This is a genomic window from Microlunatus panaciterrae, assembly GCF_016907535.1.
GTDB lineage: Bacteria > Actinomycetota > Actinomycetes > Propionibacteriales > Propionibacteriaceae > Microlunatus > Microlunatus panaciterrae.
This window is the reverse complement of record NZ_JAFBCF010000001.1, coordinates 3,588,438-3,609,969: the sequence shown is the minus strand read 5'-3', so window position 1 is coordinate 3,609,969 and position 21,532 is coordinate 3,588,438. Positions and strand designations below refer to the sequence as shown.

Here is a 21,532-nt window from a genome sequence, read left to right as displayed (position 1 = left end):
CCTCTTGTTCTCGGCGTTCTTCTTCGTCGGCGCCACACGGCGGCGCCTGGGCTGTGGTGCCCCGTCAGCCTACTCGGCGGTGGCCGGAGAGCCGGTGTCGAGCAGCGCGTCGACGAAGACCTCGGCATCGAACGGCGCCAGGTCGTCGACACCCTCACCCAGCCCGATCAGCTTGACCGGCACCCCCAGCTCACGCTGCACCTGGACCACGATGCCGCCCTTGGCAGATCCGTCCAGCTTGGTCAGCACAATGCCGGTGACCTGCACCACCTCGGCGAAGATCCGCGCCTGGGTCAGCCCGTTCTGCCCGGTGGTGGCGTCCAGCACCAGCAGCACCTCGCTCACCGGAGCCTTCTTCTCGACCACCCGCTTCACCTTGCCGAGCTCGTCCATCAGGCCGGTCTTGGTGTGCAGCCGGCCGGCGGTGTCGATCAGCACCACGTCAACCTCGCCCTCGATCCCGGCGCGGACCGCCTCGAAGGCGACGCTGGCGGGGTCGGCGCCCTCGGCGCCGCGGACGGTGGGAACACCGACACGGCTACCCCAGGTCTCCAGCTGGTCCGCCGCCGCTGCCCGGAAGGTGTCGGCCGCCCCGAGCAGTACGTCCTTGTCCTCGGCCACCAGCACCCGGGCCAGCTTGCCGACGGTCGTGGTCTTGCCGGTGCCGTTGACACCCACGACCAGCACCACTGCCGGGGTGTCGGTGCGCTGGGTGTTGAGCGAGCGGTCCAGGGTGGGGTCGACCAGTCTGACCATCTCCTCCCTGAGCACCGCCCGGGCCTGCGCCGAGTCGGCGACGCCGTCGACCCGCAGCCGCGAGCGGAGGGCCTCGACCAGCTCGGTGGTCGGTCCGACGCCGAGGTCGGAGGTGAGCAGGGTGTCCTCGAAGTCCTCCCAGGTCTCCTCGTCGATGCGGTCACGAGACAGCAGCGCGAGCAGGCCGCGGCTGAGCGCGTTGTCGGATCCGGCGAGTCGCTGCCGCAGCCGGGCGAGCCGACTCCTCGGCGGTTCCGGCCGTTCGAGTACCGGCACCTCGGGCTCGGCGACAACCTCGGGCAGGGTCGGTTCGGCGGGTCGCTCCAGCTCGGGAGCGGGTGGCGCGGCTACGCCGCCTCCCTCCGATTCTCCGGGGGCACCAGGCGGGCGGGGAGCCGGTGGCAGCTCCTTCTGCTCGGCGGCCCGGCGCAACGCGGCACGGCGGTTGACCGCCACCAGCCCGACGATGGCGAGCAGTGCGACGAGGGCGCCGCCGACAATGAGCCAGAGTGTCAAAGGATCCACCCAGACATCCTAATGGCGCACCGGCACCGGCCTCACCAGCAACCGAGCCACCGGACGCCCCCTACGGCGGCCTCCCACCAGCCGGCCTCCGAGAAGCCGGCCTCCGGCCAGCGGCTCCCGGACTAGTGGCCGAGAATCCGGGTCAGCTGCCGCGGCGGCGTCCCGTCGCCGTTCAGGTGCTGAGCCGCGCGGGCCATCTGGTCGGCCAGCTTCGGGGCTCGGGCCTTGAACCTGCCCTCGATGCCGACAACGACGACACCGACCACCGCAGCTGCGAGGCCGAGGATGATGATCATGGCCAGGACGTAAACAGTCACAGGTCTTGCCTTTCAGACAGTCAGAAGACGAGGGGGAAGGAACTGTCGTCTCGGTCGTGCGGGTGAAGCGACGTGAGGTTGGGTTGACGTGCGGCTGAAGCCACTGTGCCGGGTGACGAGTTCAGGACCCATTCTCGCAGCGCGGTGATGAGCGACACCGCGTCACCACGCGGCCGGTCAGTATCATTTCGGTCACAGATCACCGGTCCACAGCGCCTCCGGCACTCTGGCTCCGGCACAGGTGTGGCAGCCGGACGGCGTCCGACGGGGGTGGGTCCACGGCCGCCGAGGCCTGTGAGCTCAGGCCACCGACTCGGCGTTGCGGAGCCGTTGGCTGATCACGGCCGAGACCCCGTCACCTCGCATCGTGACTCCGTAGAGCGCATCCGCGACCTCCATCGTCCGCTTCTGATGGGTGATCACCAGCAGCTGGCTGTTGGTGCGCAGCTCCTCGTAGATCTCCAGCAGCCGCCCGAGGTTGGTGTCGTCGAGCGCCGCCTCGACCTCGTCCAGGATGTAGAACGGGCTGGGCCGGGCGATGAACAACGACACCAGGAAGGCGACGGCGATCAGCGACCGCTCACCGCCGGACAGCAGTGACAGCCGCTTCACCTTCTTGCCCGGGGGACGCGCCTCGACGTCCACCCCGGTGGTGAGCCAGTTGCCCGGTTCGGTCAGGATGAGCCGGCCCTCCCCTCCCGGGAACAGCCGGGCGAACACCCGCTCGAACGCCTGCTCGACGTCGGCATACGCCTGGGCGAACACCTGCTCGACCCGGTGGTCGACCTCCTCGATGATCTCCATCAGGTCCCGACGGGTCCTTCTGAGGTCGTCCAGCTGCTCGGACAGGAAGCGGTGCCGCTCCTCCATCGCGTCGAACTCCTCCAGCGCCAGCGGGTTGACCCGGCCCAGCACGCCCAGGGCACGCTCGGCCCGCCGGAGCCGCTTCTGCTGTTCCTCCCGTACGTACGCCACCGGCGCCGGCTGCTCGTCCTCCTCGGTCAGCGCGCTGCCGTCGTCCCGGGTCAGCACCGGCACCGGCTGGTCCGGCCCGAAGTCGGCGATCAAGGCCTCGGCCTCCAGCCCCAGCTCGGTGAGCCCCTTCTCTGCCAGCGACTCCACCCGCATCCGCTGCTCGGCCCGCGCCATCTCGTCGCGATGAGCCGAGTCGACCAGGGACTCGAAGTCGGCCCCCAACGCCCGGACCTGCTTCCGGACGCTGCTCAGCTCCGCCTCCGCCTCGGCCCGGGCCGCCTCGGCCGCTGTCCGCTCGGTCGCAGCCAGCGTCAGCGACAGCTCGACCCGGGCCGCCAGCTGGGTGGCGCCGTGGTGCACGGCCCTGGCGACCTGAGCCTCCCGGATCAACCGCTCCCGCCGGGCCCGTGCCTTCGCCCGGGCCTGCCGTTCATGTTCGGCGGCGCGGCGCAGGTTGTCGGCCCGTCCGGCCAGCGCCCTGACCCGTTCCTCCTGGGTCCGCAGGGCAAGCCGGGCGTCCATCTCGGCTGCCCGCGCAACCCGGGCCTGCTCGGCCAGGCGATCCCGCTCCGTCGGGTCGGGCTCGACCTCATCGACGGTCTCGCTGGCCACCTCCAGCCGGTGCTCGAGGTCGGACAGCCCGGACAGGTCGGAGTCACGGGCCGCCTCGGCAGCGGCGATCGCCTGCTTCAGCCGCTCCGCCTCGCCCATCGCCGACTTCGCCGTCGAGCTGAGCTGGCCCAGCTCCTCCGCGATGGCGGCCATCGCTGCGTCGGACTCGTGCAGCCGGGCCAGGGTCACCTCGACCTCCGCCACCGCCTCGCTGTGCTTCTGCTGGAGCTCGGTCTGGGCGAACCGGAGTCGTTCGCAGGCATGATTGGCCTCCGCCAGACGCTGCTCGGCGTCGTCGATGGCCGCCTGCACCTCGATCAGGCTCGGCTGGGCTGACGAGCCGCCGGCGGCGAAGTGGGCGCTGAGCACGTCGCCGTCCCGGGTCACGGCAACCAGGTCGGGCAGCCGGCTCACCAGCGTCCTGGCCGCGTCCAGATCGTCGACCAGCGCCACCTTGCGCAGCACCCGGTGGACGGCCGGCAGCAGATCGGCCCGGCAGTCAACCACCTGGACGGCGTAGCGGAACCCGTCCGGCAGCGGCGGCCACTGGCCGGGGTCGTCGGTCGGACCGGCATCGCCCAGCAACAAGCCTGCCCGGCCCAGGTCCTCGGCCTTCAGATGGTCGAACGCGCCGACAGCGGCGTCCAGGCCGGCGACGGCGACGGCGTCCGCCGCTGCCCCGAAGGCGGCGGCGATGGCGGTCTCATAGCCGGCCTGGACACTGACCAGAGCCGCGACCGAACCGAGCAGCCCACTCACCTGGTCGGTGGCGGCCAGCAGCGCCCCGGCGGCGTCCTTGCGGGTCAGACCGAGCTGCAGTGCCTCCACCCGGGCGGCCAGCCCGGCCCGCTCCTGGGCGGCGGCCGACTCCTCGGAGCGCACCCGGGCCAGCTGCTCGTCGAGCTCGTCCAGCACGTGCTGCGCCGCCTCATGCTCCGCGTCCAGACCCAGCTCGCCCGCATCCAGCCCGGCCACCTTCGTCTCCAGGGAGGTGAACGCCCGGGAGGCGTCCTCCGCGCGCCGCTGAGCCAGCTGCTGGGCCGAGGTCAGTCGGCCGATCTCAGCCTCTGCCGCCTCGGCCCGGCTGCGCAGCGAGTTCACCTGGCCGGTGAGCCGGGCCAGCCCTTCCCGCCGGTCCGCCGCGGCACGGACCAGGCCGGCCAGCCGGGTCTCCTCGGCCTGGTGCGCGGCCTCGACATCACCTCGGTGACTGGTGGCGGCCTTCAGCGCCTCGGCTCGAGCCTGCACCTCGACCGCCAGCTGCCGCTCCTGCACCGAGACCCGGTCCGCCTCCGCCTCCAGGTCCTCCGGGTCGCGACCGCGGCGCTCCTCGGCCGGGTCGTCGTCGGCATTGCGCATCCGCTCGGCCGCGATCGAGACGGTCGTGGCCACCCGTTCACGCAGCGCCGCCAGCGAGTACCAGGTCTCCTGTGCCGACGTGAGCCGCGGCAGCCCGCTCCGGACCGCCTCCTCGGCAGCGGTCTCCGCCTGCCGGGCCTGCTCGAGGGCGGCCTCAAGGCTGCGGCGGCGCTCCCGCATCGCCGCCTCGTCGGCCAGCTCGGACTCGAGCGCCAGCGTGGCCTGGACCAGGTCATCGGCGATCAGCCGGGCCCGTGCGTCGCGTACCTCGGCCTGGATCACGGCGGCCTTGCGGGCCACCTCAGCCTGGCGGCCCAACGGCTTGAGCTGGCGCCGGATCTCGGTGATCAGGTCGGACAGGCGGTTCAGGTTGCCCTCGGTCGCCTCCAGCTTGCGGAGGGCCTTCTCCTTGCGCTTGCGGTGCTTGAGTACGCCGGCGGCCTCCTCGATGAAGCCGCGCCGACCCTCCGGGGTCGCCTGCAGGATGGAGTCCAGCTGACCCTGCCCGACGATGACGTGCATCTCACGGCCGATGCCGGAGTCGCTGAGCAGGTCCTGCACGTCCAGCAGTCGGGCGGAGCTCCCGTTGATGGCGTACTCGGAGCCGCCGTTGCGGAACATCGTCCGCGAGATGGTGACCTCGGCGTACTCGATCGGCAGCGCCCCGTCGGTGTTGTCGATGGTCAGCACCACCTCGGCCCGGCCGAGCGGCGCCCGGCCGGCGGTGCCGGCGAAGATGACGTCCTCCATCTTGCCGCCGCGCAGCGACTTCGCCCCCTGCTCGCCCATCACCCAGCTCAGCGCGTCGACCACGTTCGACTTCCCGGAACCGTTCGGTCCCACCACACAGGTGATGCCGGGTTCGAAGTTGAGGGTCGTCGCGGAGGCGAAGGACTTGAACCCTCGCAGGGTCAGGCTCTTGAGGTACAAGGGGACTTCCTTTTCTCACCCGCGGGAAGGCTTCTTCACTGTAACCGACCCGACACCCTAACCTCTCGACCTCGGGCCGGGGCCCGATGGTGTGTCACGGCAGCGCTCAGAGCGGGGCGACGGGTGTCTGCTCGTCGACGTCCACCGGGGTGCGGCCACGGACGGACGAGAACGTCCAGAGCTTGTTCACCACGAACGACAACGGTGTGGTGATGCCGATGGTGATCAGCTGGGCCCAGTAGAGCCGGGTGCGCAGGCCGCTGGAGTTGTCGAAGATGGTGGGCGACAGCGAGAAGATCGATCCCGGATGCATCAGCAGGGTCAGGATCCCCAGCCCGATCATCTGGGTCACCAGACCGACCGCGAGAAACGGCAGGTACTCACGCCACCAACCGGAATGCCTGGCACTGCGGAACGTCCAGTGCCGGTTGAGCTGGAAGTTCCACAGGTTGGCCACCAGGAACGCGATGGTCGAGAAGGCGTGGTACCAGCGGATGTTGAAGTCCGTCAGCGGCAGGTCAAGGAAGACACTCTCCGGGTCGGGGCCCAGCCGCTTGGCCGCGATCAGGGCCAACATGTTCACGAGAACGCCGGAACCACCGACCAGTCCGAACCGGAAGAGGAGCAGCCAGTTCTGTCCGTGCCGGACGAAGAGGTAGTGCCTGAGTCGTTCCACGATTGAGGGAGCCTACCGCCCTCAACTGTGAGAGCCCAGTTCCGTACGGGCCCGTACCCGCTCAGTCCGCGGCCAGCCGCGCGACCAGTGCCACCAGCTCGGGGTCAGAGGCGAGCTCGGCGTCCAGCAGCCGCAGCGTGCTCGCGGCCGCCTCGTCGAGCGGCCCGGTGGAGGCCGCCAAGGCGGCGTCGCGGCGGCTGTCGGCGAGTGACGGCGGGTCCGAGCGCAGATAGCGGAGCCAGGCGGCGACGACCCTGGCCGCACCCTCGCCGGACCTGCCGGCCGCCCGCTCGGCGCGCAGGGTCGGTAGCACCCGAACCGGCAGCTTGTCCGAGCCGTCGGCGGCGATCTGACTCAGCAGGTGCCGGATCCGCGGGTTGGCGAAGCGGGTCTGCAGACTGGTGCGATAGTGGGCGATCTCCACATCCGGGAGCTCCAGGTGCTGCGCTGCCTCGTCCCACCAGCGGGTCATGGCCTCGACCAGCTCGGGGTCGGCGACCGCCTCCGAGACGAGCTGATGACCCTTCAGCAGACCCGCGTAGGCCAGCAGCGAGTGGGCACCGTTCAGCAGCCACAGCTTGCGCCGCTCGAACGGCTCCACGGACTCGACCAGCCGGGCGCCGGCGGACTCCCAGTCGGGTCGACCGGCCGGGAAGTCGCCGCTGATCACCCATTCGCTGAACGGCTCGGTGACCACCGGGGCCAGGTCCCTCACCCCGGTCGTCGCTGCGACCGACGCCAGGTCATCGTCGGTGGTCGCCGGCGTGATCCGATCCACCATCGAGGTGGCGAAGGCGGTGCGGCGCACCAGCGCGGTCAACTGCGGGTCGACCTCGCCGGCCAGCTCCTGCACCATCAGACCTGCCACGACGCCGTTGTCGGGCAGGTTGTCACAGGACAGCACGGTGACGCCCGGCAGGCCGGCCTCGGCGCGGGCGAGGAGACCGGCGAGCAGCCGTGCGGGGGCGGTCCGGACCGGTGCTGCCGAGTCGCGTCGGAGCGCGGCGATGTCGTCGCGGACATCAGGGTTGGCCAGGTCCAGGCGGCCACCGCTGTCACGGCAGTAGCCCTTCTCGGTGACGGTCAGGGTGACCACGGCCAGGTCCGGCAGTCGCCAGCAGCGGAGCAGCGCCTCGTGGTCGTCGCCGGGATGCGCCTCCACCAGGTTGCCGATGACCTCGGTGTGGTCTCCGTCTGCGGCCCGGACGACCAGGGTGTATAGACCGCCCTGCTCGGTCAACGCGTCCGCGAGCCGGCGGCTGCTGCCGGAGAACGCGGCGATCCCCCAGCCCGCGGCGTCGGCGGCATGGGCGGTGTACCAGGCCTGGTGGGCCCGGAAGAAGTTGCCGAGCCCCAGGTGCAGCAGCCGGACCGGCGGCGCAGGCGTGTCGGCACCGCGGCGAAGCTGCGGTGTCATCGGATCGGCCCATCCAGCTTGAAGGCGGTTCGGGGGTTCTGCCGGACCAGGGCTACCGCCGTCTCCAGCGCCTCGTCTTCGGCCAGCCGGTGCTCGGCGACCAGTCCGGCCAGGTAGCCGCTGTCCAGCCGGCGGGCCATGTCGTGCCGGGCAGGGATGGAGCAGAAAGCGCGGGTGTCGTCGATGAAGCCAGAGGTGCGGCTGAAGCCGACCGTCTCGGTGACCGCGGAGCGGTAGCGGCGGATCGCCTCGGGCGCGTCGATGAACCACCACGGGGCCCCGACATAGACCGACGGGTAGAACCCGGCCAGCGGAGCCAGCTCGCGGCTGTAGACATCCTCGTCGATGGTGAACAGCACGAGGTGGAAGCCTGGATGGGTCCCGTACCTGCTGAGCAGGGGCTGGAGAGCGCGGGTGAACTCCGCCGCGATCGGGATGTCGCTGCCGACATCGGCCCCGAACCGGGTGTAGGTGGGTGCGTGGTGGTTGCGGTAGACAGCCGGGTGCAGGGTCATCACCAGGCCGTCCTCGCAGGACATCCGTGCCATCTCGCCGAGCATGTGTCGCCGGAAGGCGACGCACTCGGCGGGGCTGGCCTGCCCCGCCCGGGCGGCGCCGAAGATCCGCGCCGCCTCTGTCGGGCTCAACGGCTCGGTCTGGACGTCGGCGTGGCTGTGGTCGGCGGAGGTGGCGCCGTGCTCGACAAAGTAGCGACGCCGAGCCTCCAGTGCGGCCAGATAGCCGTCATAGTCGCCGGTGTCGATGGCGGCCACCGTCGCCAGCCGGTCGACGTCGTCGTTCCAGGTGGCGATGGCGGGCTCGAGGTAACGGTCCGGTCGGAAGGTCGGGATGACCCGGCCGGTGAATGTCGGGTCGTCGCGAAGCTGCCGGTGCGCTGCCAGGTCGTCGCAGGGGTCGTCGGTGGTCGCCAGGACCTCGATGCCGAACCGGTCGAACAGCGCCCTCGGCCGGAACTCGTCGGTGGCGAGCGCGGCGGCGATCTGGTCGTAGATCGTGTCGGCGGTCTGCGCGGACGGTCGCAGCGTCACGCCGAAGATATCGACCAGCTCGTCCTCCAGCCAGTAGCGGACCGGGGTGCCGCGGTAGTCGGCCCAACGCTCACAGAGCAGCCGCCAGGCGACCCTGGCCTCCTGCTCCGGAAGTGGACCGGCCTCGGGGTCCCGGCCGACGCCGAGCCGGTCCAGGCCGACGCCGCCGGCGTGCAGCATCCGGGTCACGTAGTGGTCGGGGGTGATCAGCAGCGAGGTCGGGTCGGTGAACGCGGTGTTCGCCGTCAGCCACTGCGGCGGCACGTGGCCGTGCGGCGAGACGATCGGCAGCTCCCGTACAGCCTGGTACAAGCGGCGGGCGACGTCGCGGATGCCCGGATCGGCCGGGAAGAGCCGGTCCGGATGCAGGCTGAGCTGGGGGTGGGCTGACATGACACCCATCGTCGCCACCCGCCGTCGGTCTGGGCAACCGGTTGCCAGAAATTGCCGAGCCCCGCTGTGCCTGAGCCTGTCGGCCCTGGCAGGTGTGGGTGCAAGAAACCGACCAGTCATCCGTCTCGGGCAGGAACGCTCCGCCTCCGGGCGAGGCAGCAGCCACGATGAATGGTCGATTCCTTGCATGACCCCTCCGCGCCGGGGCAGCGACGGATCAGGGCAAGGGCGACACAGACTCCGGGAGGGGCTGCCGGCTCACCAGCGGGCGTGCCGGGGCACCCGCTGGCAGCGGGGACAGCGGAAGGACGAGCGGTTCATGAACGGCTCCCGCCGGATCGGAGTGCCACAGCGGGGGCACGGCCGGTCCTGCTGCCCGTAGACATTGAGCGAACGGTCGAAGTAGCCGCTGGCTCCGTTGACATTGACATAGAGCGCGTCGAAGGAGGTCCCGCCCAGGCCGAGCGCGTCGGCCATCACCTGGGTCACCTGGCTGATGAGCTCGGCTGCGGCCCGTTTCGGCAGCGTGTCGGTGGCTCGGGCATAGTGCAGCCGAGCCCGCCAGAGCGCCTCGTCGGCGTAGATGTTGCCGATCCCTGAGACCAGCGTCTGGTCGAGCAGGGCCCGTTTCACGCCGGTGCGCTTCACTCTCATCCGGGCCACCGCGCGCTCCGGGTCGAAGCTCGGGTCGAACGGGTCGGGCCCGATATGGGCGATCTCGGCGGGCAGCTCGGCACCGCCCGGTGACAGCGACAGGCCGCCGAACATCCGCTGGTCGACGAAGCGCAGCTCGCTGCCCTCGTCGGCGAAACGGATCCGGATCCGGGTGTTCGGCTGGTCCGGGCTCAGTGGCGCGTCCAACCGGAACTGCCCACTCATCCCCAGGTGCGCCAGAATCGCGTCGCCGTCATCGAACGGCAACCACAGGTATTTGCCCCGTCGGCGGGGTTCGGCGAAGGTTCGGCCGGTCAGCTGGGCGGCGAAGTCCGCCGCGCCCAGCAGGTGGCGGCGCACCGGACGGGGATGCAGGACGGTGACGGTGGAAATGGTGCGGCCGGTGATGCTCCCGGCGAGTCCGCGGCGCACGACCTCAACCTCGGGCAGCTCGGGCACGGTCTCGGGTCAGCCGGCCTCGTCGGCACCGGCCGCGTCGGGGGTGGCCGGGCTGCTGGCGTCTGCCGCGGTCTTGAGCGTCTGGAACGCCAGTGCGGCCGCCTTCTGCTCGGCTTCCTTCTTGTTCCGGCCACCGCCCGGCCCGTAGCTCCGGCCGGCCAGCACGACTCGGGCCTCGAACACCTTCTCGTGGTCGGGACCGGACTCAGTGACGTCATAGGCGGGCACGCCCAGTCCGGCCAGGGAGGCGAGCTCCTGCAGGCTGGTCTTCCAGTCGAGGCCGGCGCCCATGGTGGCCACCCGGCCCATCATCGGGTCGAACAACCGGTGCACGAACGCCCGGGCGCCGTCGATCCCGTTCGCCAGGAACACGGCGCCGATCACGGCTTCCATCGTGTCAGCGAGGATCGACGACTTGTCCCGGCCGCCGGTGCTCTCCTCACCGCGTCCGAGCCGCACCGCGGACCCCAGGTCGAGGCCGCGGGCGACATCGGCCAGGGCGCGGGAGTTCACCACAGCGGCCCGGAACTTCGCCAGCTGACCTTCCGACAGGTCCGGATGGGTCGTGTACAGATGCTCGGTGACGACCAGGCCGAGTACGGAGTCCCCGAGGAACTCCAACCGTTCGTTGGTGGGCAGGCCACCCTGCTCGTAGGCGTACGAACGGTGGGTGAGGGCGCGCTCGACCAGCTCGGGATCGATTGTCATCCCGAGCTCGGCGATCACACCCTCGGCAGTGAGGCGGGTTCTCATCGCCGCGTCGGCGTCCAGGTTTCTCGCCGTGTCGGCGTCCAGGTTTCTTGCCGCGTCGGCGTTGAGGATTCTTGTCGCCTCATCGGCATTCAGGACTCGAGGACCTGACGACGTGCAGCGCGCGGACCGTACTGTCCGCAGGACGGGCAGGCGGTGTGCGGCAGGTGCTTCGCGCGGCAGGCGGGGTTGGCGCAGGTCACCAGGGCGGGCACAGTGGCCTTCCACTGGGAACGGCGGTGCCGCGTGTTGCTGCGTGACATCTTCCTCTTGGGAACGGCCACGGTTCTCTCCTCAGTTCATTCCAGACGAATCTGGCCAGATGGATCTGGATTGTTGGGTCTATCAGGGTGTTGCGGTCATTCGGTCTCGCCGGTCTTCTCCCACGTCGCCAACTGGCCCCAGCGGGGGTCGATCCGCGTCTGGTGGTCATGCCCGGGGTCTGCGTTGAGGTTGGCGCCACACTCGACGCACAGCCCGCGACAGTCCTCCCGGCACAACGGCTGGAACGGCAGGTCCAGCACCACCTGGTCGCGGACGAGCGGCTCGAGATCGAGCAGATCGCCCTCAAGCCTGCTGGCCTCGTCCTCGGTCGCCTCGCTGCCGGGATAGACGAACAGCTCCTGGATGTCGATCTCCAGCTCGTCGGAGATCTGCTCCAGGCACCGTACGCATTCACCCTGCACCTCAACCACCGCGGTACCGGTGACCAACACGCCTTCGACCACCGCCTCGAGCCGGACGTCCAGCTCGATGGGTGAACCGGGTGGCACCCCGATCACGGCGATCCCGAGATCCGCCGGTGCGTCGACGGAAGTGCGAACCTCTTTCATCGCGCCCGCACGACGACCCAGTTCATGGGTGTCGAGGACCAGTCCCGAACGGGGGTCCAGCGAGCGATGGAACGACTTCATCGCATTTCCCTTCACACACGGCGGCCCGACTTCGTCATGACCGACGTCAAACCTTACCGGTGAGCGCTCCGAAACCTCAAACCGCCTCGCAGCCGACGGCTCTCAGCTGGGCATCGGCGCCTCGCGCTCGGCCTTCGGATCGAGCTCGCTGCGCTCAGCGAGCCGGGAACGAGCGGTCTTGACCTGGCTGGCCGTCTTGTGCAGTACGGACTCGAAGCTGGCCATCCGCGAGTCGATGAAGGTGTCGGTCTCCTTGCGGAGTGCCGCGGCCTCCTCCTCGGCGTCCGCCCGGATCTTGGCTGCCAGCTCCTCCGCGACCCGGACGACCTCGCTGTGCTGAGCCAGCCTGGTGGCGTGCTCACGGGCCTCACCGAGGATCCGGCCCGCCTCGGCCTCACCTTCGGCGACCTTGGCGCGGGACTCGTCGATCACGCCCTGAGCCCTGGCGATCTCCCCCGGCAGGTGCTCGATCACGTCGTCGATCGCCGCCAGCACGTCGCCCCGGTTGATCACGCAGGACGCCGACATCGGCATCGCCCGTGCGTTGGCGATCAGTTCGCGCAGCCGCGCCAGCTTCTCCTCCGCCGGCCCGTGCCCGTCTTCCATGCTCAACGTCTCTCCTTCTCCGCCACGACCACCGTGAAACAGCTCACGTGCGTTGCCCGATCCAGCCGGACCGGCACTGTCACGAAGAATCTAGTCGCTCGGCTGACCGGCACCAAAGCTCATCTGCTCCCAGCCCTCTTTCACTCGAGCAGGTCGAAGCCCCTCGAGTCCAGCGCGACGGAGCCTCCTCGGCCAGCCGTCAGCTGCTGCCGGTCAGACGGGCCGCGATGCGCTCCGCGGTCAGTCTGGCGATGCTCGGCGGCAGGAACTGCTCGACATCGCCGCCCAGCGTCGCCACCTCGCGCACCAGGCTGGACGACACGTACGACCAGGCCGCCGCGGCCGGCATGAACACGGTGTCGATGCCGGTCAGCTGATGGTTCATCTGCGCCATCTGCAGCTCGTAGTCGAAGTCGGAGACGAACCGCAGGCCCTTGACGATGACATCCACCCGGTTCGCGCTGCAGAAGTCCACCAGCAGCCCTTCGAACAGCTGCACCCGGACCCCGGGCCACTCGCTGCACGCCTCACTCAGCATCTCCACCCGTTCGGCCGGTTCGAACAGGGCGTTCTTCGACCGGTTCTTGCCGACCGCGACGATCACCTCGTCGAACATGTTGGCGGTCCGCTCGATGATGTCGAGATGCCCGTGCGTCACCGGGTCGAACGATCCCGGGCAGACGGCTCGGCTCATGGTGCTCCTCGGGTGGCGTAGTAGAGGGTCGTCTCGCCGTAGCGCTTCTGCCAGCTCTCGGCGAACGCCGCTGGCCAGGTCACCGGCTCGGACCGGACCGACCGCTCGACCACGATCAGACCGTCGTCCAGCAGCCAGCCGCCGTCCACGATGGACGCCAGCAGCATATCCACCTGGTCGGTTGCCAGATCGTACGGCGGGTCGAGGAAGACGACGTCGAAGCGTTGTGTCGGTGTGCCGCGCAGATACTGCTCCGCCCGCACCTGCTGGACCGACACCGGCAGACCCAGCGTCTTGACGTTCGCCCTGGCCACCTCCGCCGTCCGCCGATCCGCCTCCACCAGCACCACCGGATCGGCTCCCCGACTGGCTGCCTCGAGTCCGACCGCGCCGGAGCCGGCGAAAAGGTCACACAGCGCCAGCCCGGCCAGTGACTGCTCCGCCGCCCCGGCGGCCGTACCGGCCCAGGAGGCGACCGCGGAGAACAACGCCTCCCGCACCCGGTCGGTGGTCGGTCGGGTCCGGTCGGTGGCCGGCATCGTCAGCCGGCGACCGCCGCGGGATCCCGCGATGATCCGGCTCACGTCCGCTCCAGCCACTCACCGGCGGCCTGCAGCTCGATCTGGCCGACGGTGTCGGCGAGTCCCGCGTCGCGCAGGTCCGGGTCCTGCTGCACACAGCGCTCGGCCAGCACCCGAGCCTCGGCGATCAGGTCGGCGTCGCTCAGCACCCGCAGCAGCCGCAGGCTGGACCGGACCCCGGACTGGCTGGCACCAAGTACGTCACCCTCGCGCCGCTGCTCGAGGTCGACGTCGGCCAGTGCGAACCCGTCCCGGGTGGCGGCGACGGCGTCCAGTCGCTGCCGGGCCAGGCTGCCGTCGGGGGTCCTCGTCAGCAGCAGGCAGACCCCCGGATGCCCACCCCGGCCGATCCGGCCGCGCAGCTGATGCAGCTGCGAGATGCCGAAGCGGTCGGCGTCGCAAATGACCATCACCGAGGCGTTCGGGACGTCGACGCCGACCTCGATCACTGTGGTGGAGACGATCACGTCGGTCTCCCCGGCCGAGAACCGGCGCATCACCGCGTCTTTCTCCTCGGCCGCCAACTGTCCGTGCAGCATCTCCACCCGGACCGCCGACAGTGGACCGGCGCTCAGCTCGGCGAACAGGTCCTCGACCGCGGTCGCCGGCTCGGGCGCGTCGCCCTCGTCCAGGTTCTCCTCGGGCTTGCTGCCCGGCTTGTCGGCGGACGAGATCCGGGCGCAGACGACATAGGCCTGCCGGCCCTGACGCACCTCCTCGACCACCCGTTGCCAGCCGCGGTCGACCCACTTCGGGTTGCGTCGGGCGTCGACGACGACCGTGCTGACCTCGGCCCGTCCGGCCGGCAGCTCGCGCAGGGTGGACACCTCCAGATCACCGAACACCGTCATCGCGACCGAGCGTGGGATCGGGGTGGCGGTCATCACCAGCACATGTGGCCGTGCCTCGGCCTTGGCGCTCAGCGCGGCCCGCTGCTCGACGCCGAACCGGTGCTGCTCGTCCACCACGACCAGCCCGAGCTCAGCGAACTGGACATGCTCGGCCAGCAGGGCGTGGGTCCCGATGACGATGCCGGCGGCACCGGAGGCGGCCTTGAGAGTGGCTGCCCGCTTCTGCGCCGCGCTCATCGACCCGGTCAGCAGGGTGATCTCGGTGGACTCGTCGGTGCCGGCCAGCAGTCCACCCTGCCCGAGGTCGCCCAGCAGGGCGCTGATGCTCTGGAAGTGCTGTCCGGCGAGCACCTCGGTCGGGGCCAGCAGCGCCGCCTGGCCGCCGGCGTCGATGACGGCCAGCATCGCCCGCAACGCGACGAGGGTCTTGCCCGAGCCGACCTCACCCTGCAGCAGCCGCTGCATCGGCACCGGCCGGGCGAGCTCGGTGAAGATCTCCTCGCTCACCTGCTGCTGGCCCCGGGTGAGGGTGAAGGGCAGTCGCGCGTCGAACGCGTCCAGCAGTCCACCGGGTCGGCGCGGCCGGGCGACCGCGCCGTGCCGGGCCGCGTCAGCGCGGCGGTACGCCATCGTCAGCTGCATCCCGAACGCCTCGTCGAAGCGAAGCCGGTCGATGCCGAGCTCGGCGGCGGCCCGGTCGTGCGGGCGGTGGATGTCGTGGAAGGCACGGCTGAGCTCGACCACGCCGGCCTCGGCCCTGATCCACTGTGGCAACGGGTCGGCCAGGTCGCCGAGGAAGTCGAGGGCGATGCCAGCGGACTCGGCGATGGTCCAGGTCCGCAGCTTGCCGGTGGCCGGGTAGAGGCCGATCAGGGAGTCCGTCTGGGAGACGTTGGCCATCGCCAGGTTGCGCTTCGCGCCGCCCGACACCTGCCCCTGCTCGTCCAGGATGACGAAGTCCGGGTGGGCCAGCTGCAGCTTGCCGTTGAACTCGCCCACCTTGCCGGCGAAGATCCCTCTGGTTCCGGTGGTGAGCTGCTTCTCCCACCAGTCGATCCGGCCACTCGGACCGAAGAAGGCAAGCGTTAGATAGCCGCGATGGTCGGTGATGGTGGCCTCGATCCGCAGCCGCGGCGCGTTCTTGCCCCATCCTCCCCCGCTGGCGGGCCGGCCCATGCACGACGCAGCGGACCACCTCAGCCATCACGGCCACCTCCTCGCCGACCTGCAGTGCGGACAGGTCGCTGAGCTCGGTCCCGGACTGGTAGCGCCGCGGCAGGTGATGCATCAGGTCACCGACTGTCGCCAGCTTGAGCGCCTCGAAGTACTTGGCGGTACGGGCGCCCAGCACCCGGTCGAGGCCGGTGCCGAGCCGACGGTACGTCTCGGTCCGCCAGCCGCCTGCCGGGGCGCTCACTCGACCCCCACCAGAAGCAGGTAGCGCTGCTGGTGGCCGTCCAGCGTCTCCACGTCGACGCCGTCGTGGCCGCGCCGCACCGCCGTCTCCACCGTCTTCGCCAGCTCCGGGTCGGCACCGGCGCCGGTGATCAGCGTCAGCAGCTCCCCGCCGGCGCTGAGCAGCCGCTCGACCACCTCAAGGGCCACAGCGCTGACCGAGTCGCCGATCACCACGAAGTCGCCGTCGACGACACCGAGCACGTCACCCACCTCGCACCGCCCCGCCATCGTCATCGCAGGCGACTCGGCGATGGTCACGGCGCCGTGCCGGGCGTGTCCGGCGGCCGAGCTCATCGCCACCACCGCCGACTCGAACTCGGCCGACGGCTCGTGCACGGCGATCGCCGCCAGGCCCTGCACCTGGGCCACGGTCGGGATGACGGCGATCCGCCGGTCCCTGCTCCTGAACTCGGTCGCCAGGTGCCTGGCGATCTCCAGGTTCTCCATGTCGTTCGGCAGGATGACGATCTCGCCCGAGCTCTGCTCCAGCACCTGCGCCAACTGGTCGACGGTGACCGGGCCGCGGGCCAGCAGCAGCGGCGTCCCACCGAGCCCGGTCACGGCCTCAGCCAGCCCCTCACCGGCCACGATGGAGATCACGGTACGGCTGCCGGCCGGTACCGCAGCGCTGCCGGCCAGTGCGGTGACCCGGATCCGGCTCAGCCGGCCGCGCCCCAGTGCGGCCTCGATGGCAGCGCCCGGCTGAGCGAGGTGTACGTGCACCTGCGCCACGGCGTGGTCACCGACGATGACGACGCTGTTACCCAGCTCGGACAGCAGCCGCCGGAGCTCGTCGAGCGCCGCCCGGCCGGCGCCGCGCAGCGCGTACATCACCTCGTACTCGAGCTCGCGCAGCACCGGGCGGTGGACAGGTGCGGCGACCGGCAGGCCGGCCAGCGGCTCAGCCCGGGGGCCGCCGAGCACCTCCACCAGGACGTCGAGCAGCAGCACGTACGCCTGCCCGCCGGCGTCGACGACACCGGCCCGACGCAGCACCTCCAGCTGCTCCGGCGTTCGCTCCAGCGCCAACCTGGCCCCGTTCTGGGCGGCCACGGCGACGGCGAGCGCATCGGCCGGCGCCGCCGCTGCCGCTTCCTCGGCGCTGCGGGCGGCCTCGTCGGCAACGGTCAGGATGGTCCCGGCCACCGGCCGGGCGACGGCCTGGGTGGCTGCGGCGGCGACGGTCCGCAGCAGGGCGGCTATCACACCGCCGGGCGGCACCAGCCGGAGCCGGTCGCCGCGGTGCTCGAGGGACCGGCAGATGCTGGTGAACATCTCGGCCACGATCGCGCCGGAGTTGCCATGCGCCGACAGGATGGCCGCCTGGACCACGTCGTCGAGTGCCTCCCTGGTGAAGTGCGGCACCGCGCGCGCCACGCCGGCCAGCGTGAGCTTCAGGTTGGAGCCGGTGTCGGAGTCGGAGACCGGGAAGACGTTCATCGCGTTCAGCGCGTCGGCGGAGTCACCGATCACCTCGCTGGCCCGTCGCAGCCAGGCATCGCAGGCGGCCCACAAGGTGAGCGGCCGCCCGCCAGCGGCGTGATCGGTTGGCACCGGATCAGCCTAGTAGGAGAAGGAGGAGGTCCGGTCGTTGCCGCGGTCGGTCGGCACGGTCAACCCTCCCTGTGACGACGCCTGGTCACGACGGGTGAGGACCGGAGACGTCGTCCACCGCTCCCGGCGGCGGCACCTCCGGCATGATCGACCAGAAGGTGGCGACTCTGGTGCGCCCGGGTCCCGGCTCGTTGGACCAGCCGCCCTCGGCCAGCTCCAGGATCGCCCGGTCGACCGACTGGGCGACGAAGTCGGCCTGCTCGTCGGTCAGCCACAGCTCGGCCTTGGCCATCCCGATGAACACGGCCCGGCGTTCGGGCGGCAGGTCGCGCAGGGCCCGGGAGCGACGGGTGAGCTCGGCGAACGAGCGGGACCGCAACGCCTCGGCCGCCGCCTGGCCGCCTGCTCCCTCGGTGACGATGCGGATGCCCGTCCCGGCGGCACGCCACGGTCGCTCCCGTGCGTCTGCCGACTCGGGCACCCGCTCAACCACGCCCCACCGCTCCAGGGCCCGCAGGTGATAGCTCATCGCACTGGGCGACAACCCCGTCAGCTTCGCCAGCTCGGTCGAGGTGAAGGGTCTCTGCTCGGCGTACAACACGTCGATGACCCGTTGCCGCGCCTCATGCGCGAGAGCCCGGATGGCACGCGCGTCGCGGATCTCGACCTCGTTGACCCTGGTCCCGGTCGCCTTCTCCCAGCGCGCCTGCAGGTCGCGCTGCAGCTGGGTCATCGGCACCGCAGAACCCTCGCTGGGTGCCGGCGTGCCCTTCTCCGCGGCCGTCATGCGGCCAGCCTAACAATCTCGCCGCAGTTATGAAGCATGTGCTTGACGTATCGATTCTGAAGGCGTACCTTCAGATGTGTGAAGCATCCGCTTCAGGTAACTCGGAGGACATCATGGACGCTCTGTACTGGGCCGTGACGCATACCCCCTCAGCCATCTGGCAGCACGCCACCGTGGCAGACGACTCCGTGCAGCCGTCAGGTTCGGCGGCCCACCGACGTTATGCGCGCTGGGTCGAACGCGCCCAGCTGGTGCGGGAGGCTCAGCAACGGCGGCGGCTGCCGCGGCAGGCTGCCCGCTCCCAACGGCACACGGTGTCGGCGGACCTGAGGGCAGGCCTGGTCGCCTCCAGCTGACCCGGCTCGACGGGGATGGGCAGTCGATTGGCCTTCAGCGGCCCGGCTCGGGTACTCTTGACCGGTTCCCCGTCGGGGACCAATGACCAGTTGAGACATGATGCCCGCCTCGGTGCGGGTCCTGAGTAATGGGAGAGCTCCAGTGGCTGCCGTATGTGACGTTTGCGCCAAGGGACCGGGCTTCGGCCACAATGTGCCTTGGTCGAAGAAGAAGACCAAGCGTCGCTGGAACCCGAACATCCAGCGCGTGCGGGCGATGGTGTCGGGCAGCCCGAAGCGGCTCAATGTCTGCACCTCCTGCCTCAAGGCGGGCAAGGTCACTCGCTGACCTCACCGACCCCAAAGAGGACCCGTCCCCTGTGGACGGGTCTTTTTGTTTGCCCGCTGCTCTGTTGACCCTGCCTGTTGGTACGGCCAGTGGACGTGATCACGCCCGGGACGCGGTGACGAGGCAGGGCCGCGTCGCTCAGCCGTCGATGACAACCGGAATGATCATCGGACGGCGCCGGAAGCTGTCGCTGACCCATCGACCGAGCTGACGGCGGATCACCTGCTGCAGCCGGTGCGGGTCCTCCACCCCCTCCAGCAGCGCCGACTCCAGAGCCTCGGTGATTCGCGGCAGTACCGCATCGAAGGCTCGGTCGTCCTCGACGAAGCCGCGGGCATGCACGTCCGGACCGCTGAGGATCTTGCGCGACTGGGTGTTGACCACCGCGATGACGGAGATGAACCCCTCCTCACCCAGGATCTTGCGGTCGGTCAGGGCGGACTCGCTGATGTCGCCGACAGTGGAACCGTCGACGAAGATGTAGCCGCAGTCGACCTTGCCGACCACTCTCGCCCGGCCCCGATGCAGGTCCACCACCATCCCGTCCTCGGCGAGAATCGTGCACTCCGCCGGTACGCCGGTGGCCACTGCCAGGTCGGCGTTGGCGATCAGGTGGCGCGCCTCACCGTGCACCGGCATCACGTTGCGCGGCTTGATGATGTTGTAGCAGAACAGCAGCTCCCCTGCGCTGGCGTGTCCGGACACGTGCACCAGGGCATTGCCCTTGTGCACCACCTGGGCGCCGAGCCGGCTCAGGCCGTTGATCACCCGGTAGACCGCGTTCTCGTTGCCGGGGATGAGCGAGCTGGCCAGCACAACGGTATCGCCGCGCTCCAGCTGGACGACCGGATGCTCCCGGTTGGCGATCCGCGACAGCGCCGACAGCGGCTCCCCCTGCGAGCCGGTCGAGATGATCACCACCTCGTCCGGCCGGTAGTTGTCGATGTCGCGGAGCTCGATCAGAGTGTCGGCCGGTACGTGCAGGTAGCCGAGGTCGCGGGCCACCCCCATATTGCGCAGCATCGAACGGCCGACGTAGACCACCTTGCGGCCGTCAGCGACGGCGGCGTCCAGCACCTGCTGGACCCGGTGCACGTGCGAGGCGAAGCAGGCCACGATGACCCGCTGGTCGCTCTTGTGGAAGATCCGCTCCAGCACCGGCGAGATGTCCCGCTCGGAGGTGTTGAAGCCGGGCACCTCCGCGTTCGTGGAGTCGATCATCAGCAGGTCGACGCCCTCCTCGCCGAGCCGAGCGAACGCGCGCAGATCCGTGATCCGGCCGTCGAGCGGAAGCTGGTCCAGCTTGAAGTCACCGGTGTGCAGCACGGTGCCGGCGTCGGTGCGTACGGCCACCGCAAGCGCGTCGGGGATCGAGTGGTTGACGGCGATGAACTCCAGGTCGAAGCCGCCGACGCGGAACCGGTCACCATCGGTGACGACTCGGCTCACGGTCCCCCGGATCCGGTGCTCGCGGATCTTCTCGGCCACCAGCGCCAGGGTGAGCTCGGAGCCGATCAGCTCGATGTCGGAGCGCTGCCGCAGCAGATAGGGCACGGCGCCGATGTGGTCCTCGTGGCCATGGGTCAGGACCAGGCCGACGACATCGTCCAGCCGATCGGCGATCACATCGAAGCCGGGCAGGATCAGGTCGACACCGGGGTGGTCGTCTTCCGGGAAGAGCACCCCGCAGTCGATCAGCAGCAGCTTGCCGTCGATCTCGAGCACCGCCATATTGCGCCCGATGTCACCGAGCCCGCCCAGCGGGGTGATCCGCAGCGTCTCCGGCGGGAGGTCCGGTGGCGCGCTCAATCTGGTAGCCGACACGGCTGAAAGGCTATCGCGCCGAGGCCGTGAGGGTGGTCGTGAGACCAGCCTCGAGCAGGTGGGTATCTCCGCCCCACTCGGCCCCAACTCCAGCGCTGAGCTCGCCTGCCCCCTGGCCCGCGCCCAAGCCCGCCTGCCCCCTGCCTGGCCTGCCCCTTAAGAGTCGAAAACTCGTCAGAACGCGACATTTGTCCGACGATCCGGCCAGTGAGGGGTGGAAAACTCGTCAGAACGCGACATCTATCGTCGGTCCGGCCAGTTGGGGAGCCGAGAACTCACCAGAACGCGACTTGTGGCGAGATCGGCCCGTATGGGAGTGGCCCGCAGAGCTCTCGCTGCCTGACCGCGAACGACCCGGGCCGAGAACTCGTGTTCTGTTGAGATTTCGGCCCTGAACGGCCGGCGGTGCCAGGAACACTCGCGTTCTGATGACATTTCGCCGCCCGAACGGCCAGACTGGGGCCCAGAACTCGCGTTCTGTCGAGATTTCGATCCTGAACGGCCAGACTCGGGCCAGAACCCGCGTTCTGTGAGCTTTCGACCCCGAACGGCCAGTGGCGCCAGGAAAACTCGCGTTCTGATGACATTTCGCCGCCCGAACGGCCAGATCCGGGCCCAGAACTCGCGTTCTGATGAGTTTTCGACCCTGGACGCCCTGAGGCGGCTCGTAATCCGATCACCGGCCTGGAGCTGGCTCGGGTCGTTTT

18 protein-coding genes and 1 pseudogene are annotated in these 21,532 nt (G+C 70.1%); 2 read left to right on the top strand and 17 right to left on the bottom strand.

Annotated features, from left to right (window positions below; genetic code table 11):
• Window positions 1-69: 69 nt before the first annotated feature.
• From ftsY to JOE57_RS16370, 16 genes and pseudogenes are all read right to left on the bottom strand, one after another.
• Window positions 70-1,281: a signal recognition particle-docking protein FtsY gene (gene ftsY / locus JOE57_RS16445; protein ID WP_204919670.1), complete on the bottom strand. Its 1,212-nt coding sequence runs from the start codon at window positions 1,279-1,281 to the stop codon at window positions 70-72.
• Window positions 1,282-1,403: 122 nt separating this feature from the next.
• Window positions 1,404-1,598 (bottom strand): hypothetical protein, encoded by a 195-nt coding sequence (locus JOE57_RS16440; RefSeq protein ID WP_204919668.1) that lies wholly within the window; start codon window positions 1,596-1,598, stop codon window positions 1,404-1,406.
• Between the two features lie 300 nt (window positions 1,599-1,898).
• Window positions 1,899-5,474 carry a chromosome segregation protein SMC gene (gene smc, locus JOE57_RS16435; RefSeq protein ID WP_204919667.1) on the bottom strand — a complete coding sequence of 1,192 codons (3,576 nt, stop codon included), beginning with the start codon at window positions 5,472-5,474 and terminating at the stop codon, window positions 1,899-1,901.
• Window positions 5,475-5,580: 106 nt separating this feature from the next.
• Window positions 5,581-6,150, bottom strand: a complete 570-nt coding sequence (locus tag JOE57_RS16430; RefSeq protein WP_204919665.1) for a GtrA family protein — start codon at window positions 6,148-6,150, stop codon at window positions 5,581-5,583.
• Window positions 6,151-6,211: 61 nt separating this feature from the next.
• Complete coding sequence (locus tag JOE57_RS16425; protein WP_204919663.1) at window positions 6,212-7,567, bottom strand: mannitol dehydrogenase family protein; 1,356 nt, start codon at window positions 7,565-7,567, stop codon at window positions 6,212-6,214.
• Window positions 7,564-9,018, bottom strand: coding sequence for a glucuronate isomerase (uxaC, locus tag JOE57_RS16420; RefSeq protein WP_204919661.1), 1,455 nt, complete (start codon window positions 9,016-9,018; stop codon window positions 7,564-7,566). Before uxaC ends, JOE57_RS16425 begins: the two co-directional genes overlap by 4 nt.
• Window positions 9,019-9,267: 249 nt before the next feature.
• Window positions 9,268-10,122 (bottom strand): bifunctional DNA-formamidopyrimidine glycosylase/DNA-(apurinic or apyrimidinic site) lyase, encoded by an 855-nt coding sequence (mutM, locus tag JOE57_RS16415; protein ID WP_204919659.1) that lies wholly within the window; start codon window positions 10,120-10,122, stop codon window positions 9,268-9,270.
• A 9-nt stretch (window positions 10,123-10,131) separates the two neighbouring features.
• The gene (gene rnc / locus JOE57_RS16410; protein ID WP_204919658.1) at window positions 10,132-10,875 is read right to left on the bottom strand and encodes a ribonuclease III; all 744 of its coding nucleotides are present in this window, start codon (window positions 10,873-10,875) and stop codon (window positions 10,132-10,134) included.
• A gap of 89 nt (window positions 10,876-10,964) precedes the next feature.
• The gene (gene rpmF / locus JOE57_RS16405; protein WP_204919656.1) at window positions 10,965-11,156 is read right to left on the bottom strand and encodes a 50S ribosomal protein L32; all 192 of its coding nucleotides are present in this window, start codon (window positions 11,154-11,156) and stop codon (window positions 10,965-10,967) included.
• 75 nt (window positions 11,157-11,231) lie between these two features.
• Window positions 11,232-11,786: a YceD family protein gene (locus JOE57_RS16400; protein ID WP_204919654.1), complete on the bottom strand. Its 555-nt coding sequence runs from the start codon at window positions 11,784-11,786 to the stop codon at window positions 11,232-11,234.
• A 102-nt stretch (window positions 11,787-11,888) separates the two neighbouring features.
• The gene (locus JOE57_RS16395) at window positions 11,889-12,398 is read right to left on the bottom strand and encodes a hypothetical protein (RefSeq protein ID WP_204919652.1); all 510 of its coding nucleotides are present in this window, start codon (window positions 12,396-12,398) and stop codon (window positions 11,889-11,891) included.
• Window positions 12,399-12,591: 193 nt separating this feature from the next.
• Complete coding sequence (gene coaD, locus JOE57_RS16390) at window positions 12,592-13,086, bottom strand: pantetheine-phosphate adenylyltransferase (RefSeq protein WP_204919651.1); 495 nt, start codon at window positions 13,084-13,086, stop codon at window positions 12,592-12,594.
• On the bottom strand, window positions 13,083-13,670 hold the full coding sequence (rsmD, locus tag JOE57_RS16385; protein ID WP_204919649.1) for a 16S rRNA (guanine(966)-N(2))-methyltransferase RsmD: 588 nt from the start codon (window positions 13,668-13,670) through the stop codon (window positions 13,083-13,085). Before rsmD ends, coaD begins: the two co-directional genes overlap by 4 nt.
• Window positions 13,667-15,935 (bottom strand): annotated as a pseudogene (locus JOE57_RS16380) (ATP-dependent DNA helicase RecG). The gene rsmD and the pseudogene JOE57_RS16380 overlap by 4 nt, the downstream one beginning before the upstream one ends.
• Entirely contained in the window at window positions 15,932-17,530 is a 1,599-nt protein-coding gene (locus JOE57_RS16375) for a DAK2 domain-containing protein (RefSeq protein WP_204919645.1), read from the bottom strand. The pseudogene JOE57_RS16380 and the gene JOE57_RS16375 overlap by 4 nt, the downstream one beginning before the upstream one ends.
• Window positions 17,531-17,615: 85 nt before the next feature.
• Complete coding sequence (locus JOE57_RS16370; RefSeq protein WP_204919643.1) at window positions 17,616-18,317, bottom strand: ArsR/SmtB family transcription factor; 702 nt, start codon at window positions 18,315-18,317, stop codon at window positions 17,616-17,618.
• Window positions 18,318-18,430: 113 nt separating this feature from the next.
• Between JOE57_RS16370 and JOE57_RS16365 the strand changes: the two genes are divergently transcribed.
• Window positions 18,431-18,673, top strand: a complete 243-nt coding sequence (locus JOE57_RS16365) for a hypothetical protein (protein ID WP_204919641.1) — start codon at window positions 18,431-18,433, stop codon at window positions 18,671-18,673.
• Window positions 18,674-18,815: 142 nt separating this feature from the next.
• The gene (gene rpmB, locus JOE57_RS16360; protein ID WP_204919639.1) at window positions 18,816-19,001 is read left to right on the top strand and encodes a 50S ribosomal protein L28; all 186 of its coding nucleotides are present in this window, start codon (window positions 18,816-18,818) and stop codon (window positions 18,999-19,001) included.
• 138 nt (window positions 19,002-19,139) lie between these two features.
• Here rpmB and JOE57_RS16355 read toward each other — a convergent pair whose 3' ends face one another.
• Window positions 19,140-20,825, bottom strand: a complete 1,686-nt coding sequence (locus JOE57_RS16355; protein WP_204919638.1) for an RNase J family beta-CASP ribonuclease — start codon at window positions 20,823-20,825, stop codon at window positions 19,140-19,142.
• Between the last annotated feature and the right edge of the window lie 707 nt (window positions 20,826-21,532).

Coding starts and splice junctions, on each gene's coding strand:
- uxaC (WP_204919661.1), bottom strand. CDS start 9,018: ATGGGTGTCATGTCAGCCCACCCCCAGCTCAGCCTGCATCCGGACCGG.
- JOE57_RS16400 (WP_204919654.1), bottom strand. CDS start 11,786: ATGAAGTCGTTCCATCGCTCGCTGGACCCCCGTTCGGGACTGGTCCTC.
- JOE57_RS16425 (WP_204919663.1), bottom strand. CDS start 7,567: ATGACACCGCAGCTTCGCCGCGGTGCCGACACGCCTGCGCCGCCGGTC.
- coaD (WP_204919651.1), bottom strand. CDS start 13,086: ATGAGCCGAGCCGTCTGCCCGGGATCGTTCGACCCGGTGACGCACGGG.
- JOE57_RS16365 (WP_204919641.1), top strand. CDS start 18,431: ATGGACGCTCTGTACTGGGCCGTGACGCATACCCCCTCAGCCATCTGG.
- JOE57_RS16370 (WP_204919643.1), bottom strand. CDS start 18,317: ATGACGGCCGCGGAGAAGGGCACGCCGGCACCCAGCGAGGGTTCTGCG.
- rnc (WP_204919658.1), bottom strand. CDS start 10,875: ATGAGAACCCGCCTCACTGCCGAGGGTGTGATCGCCGAGCTCGGGATG.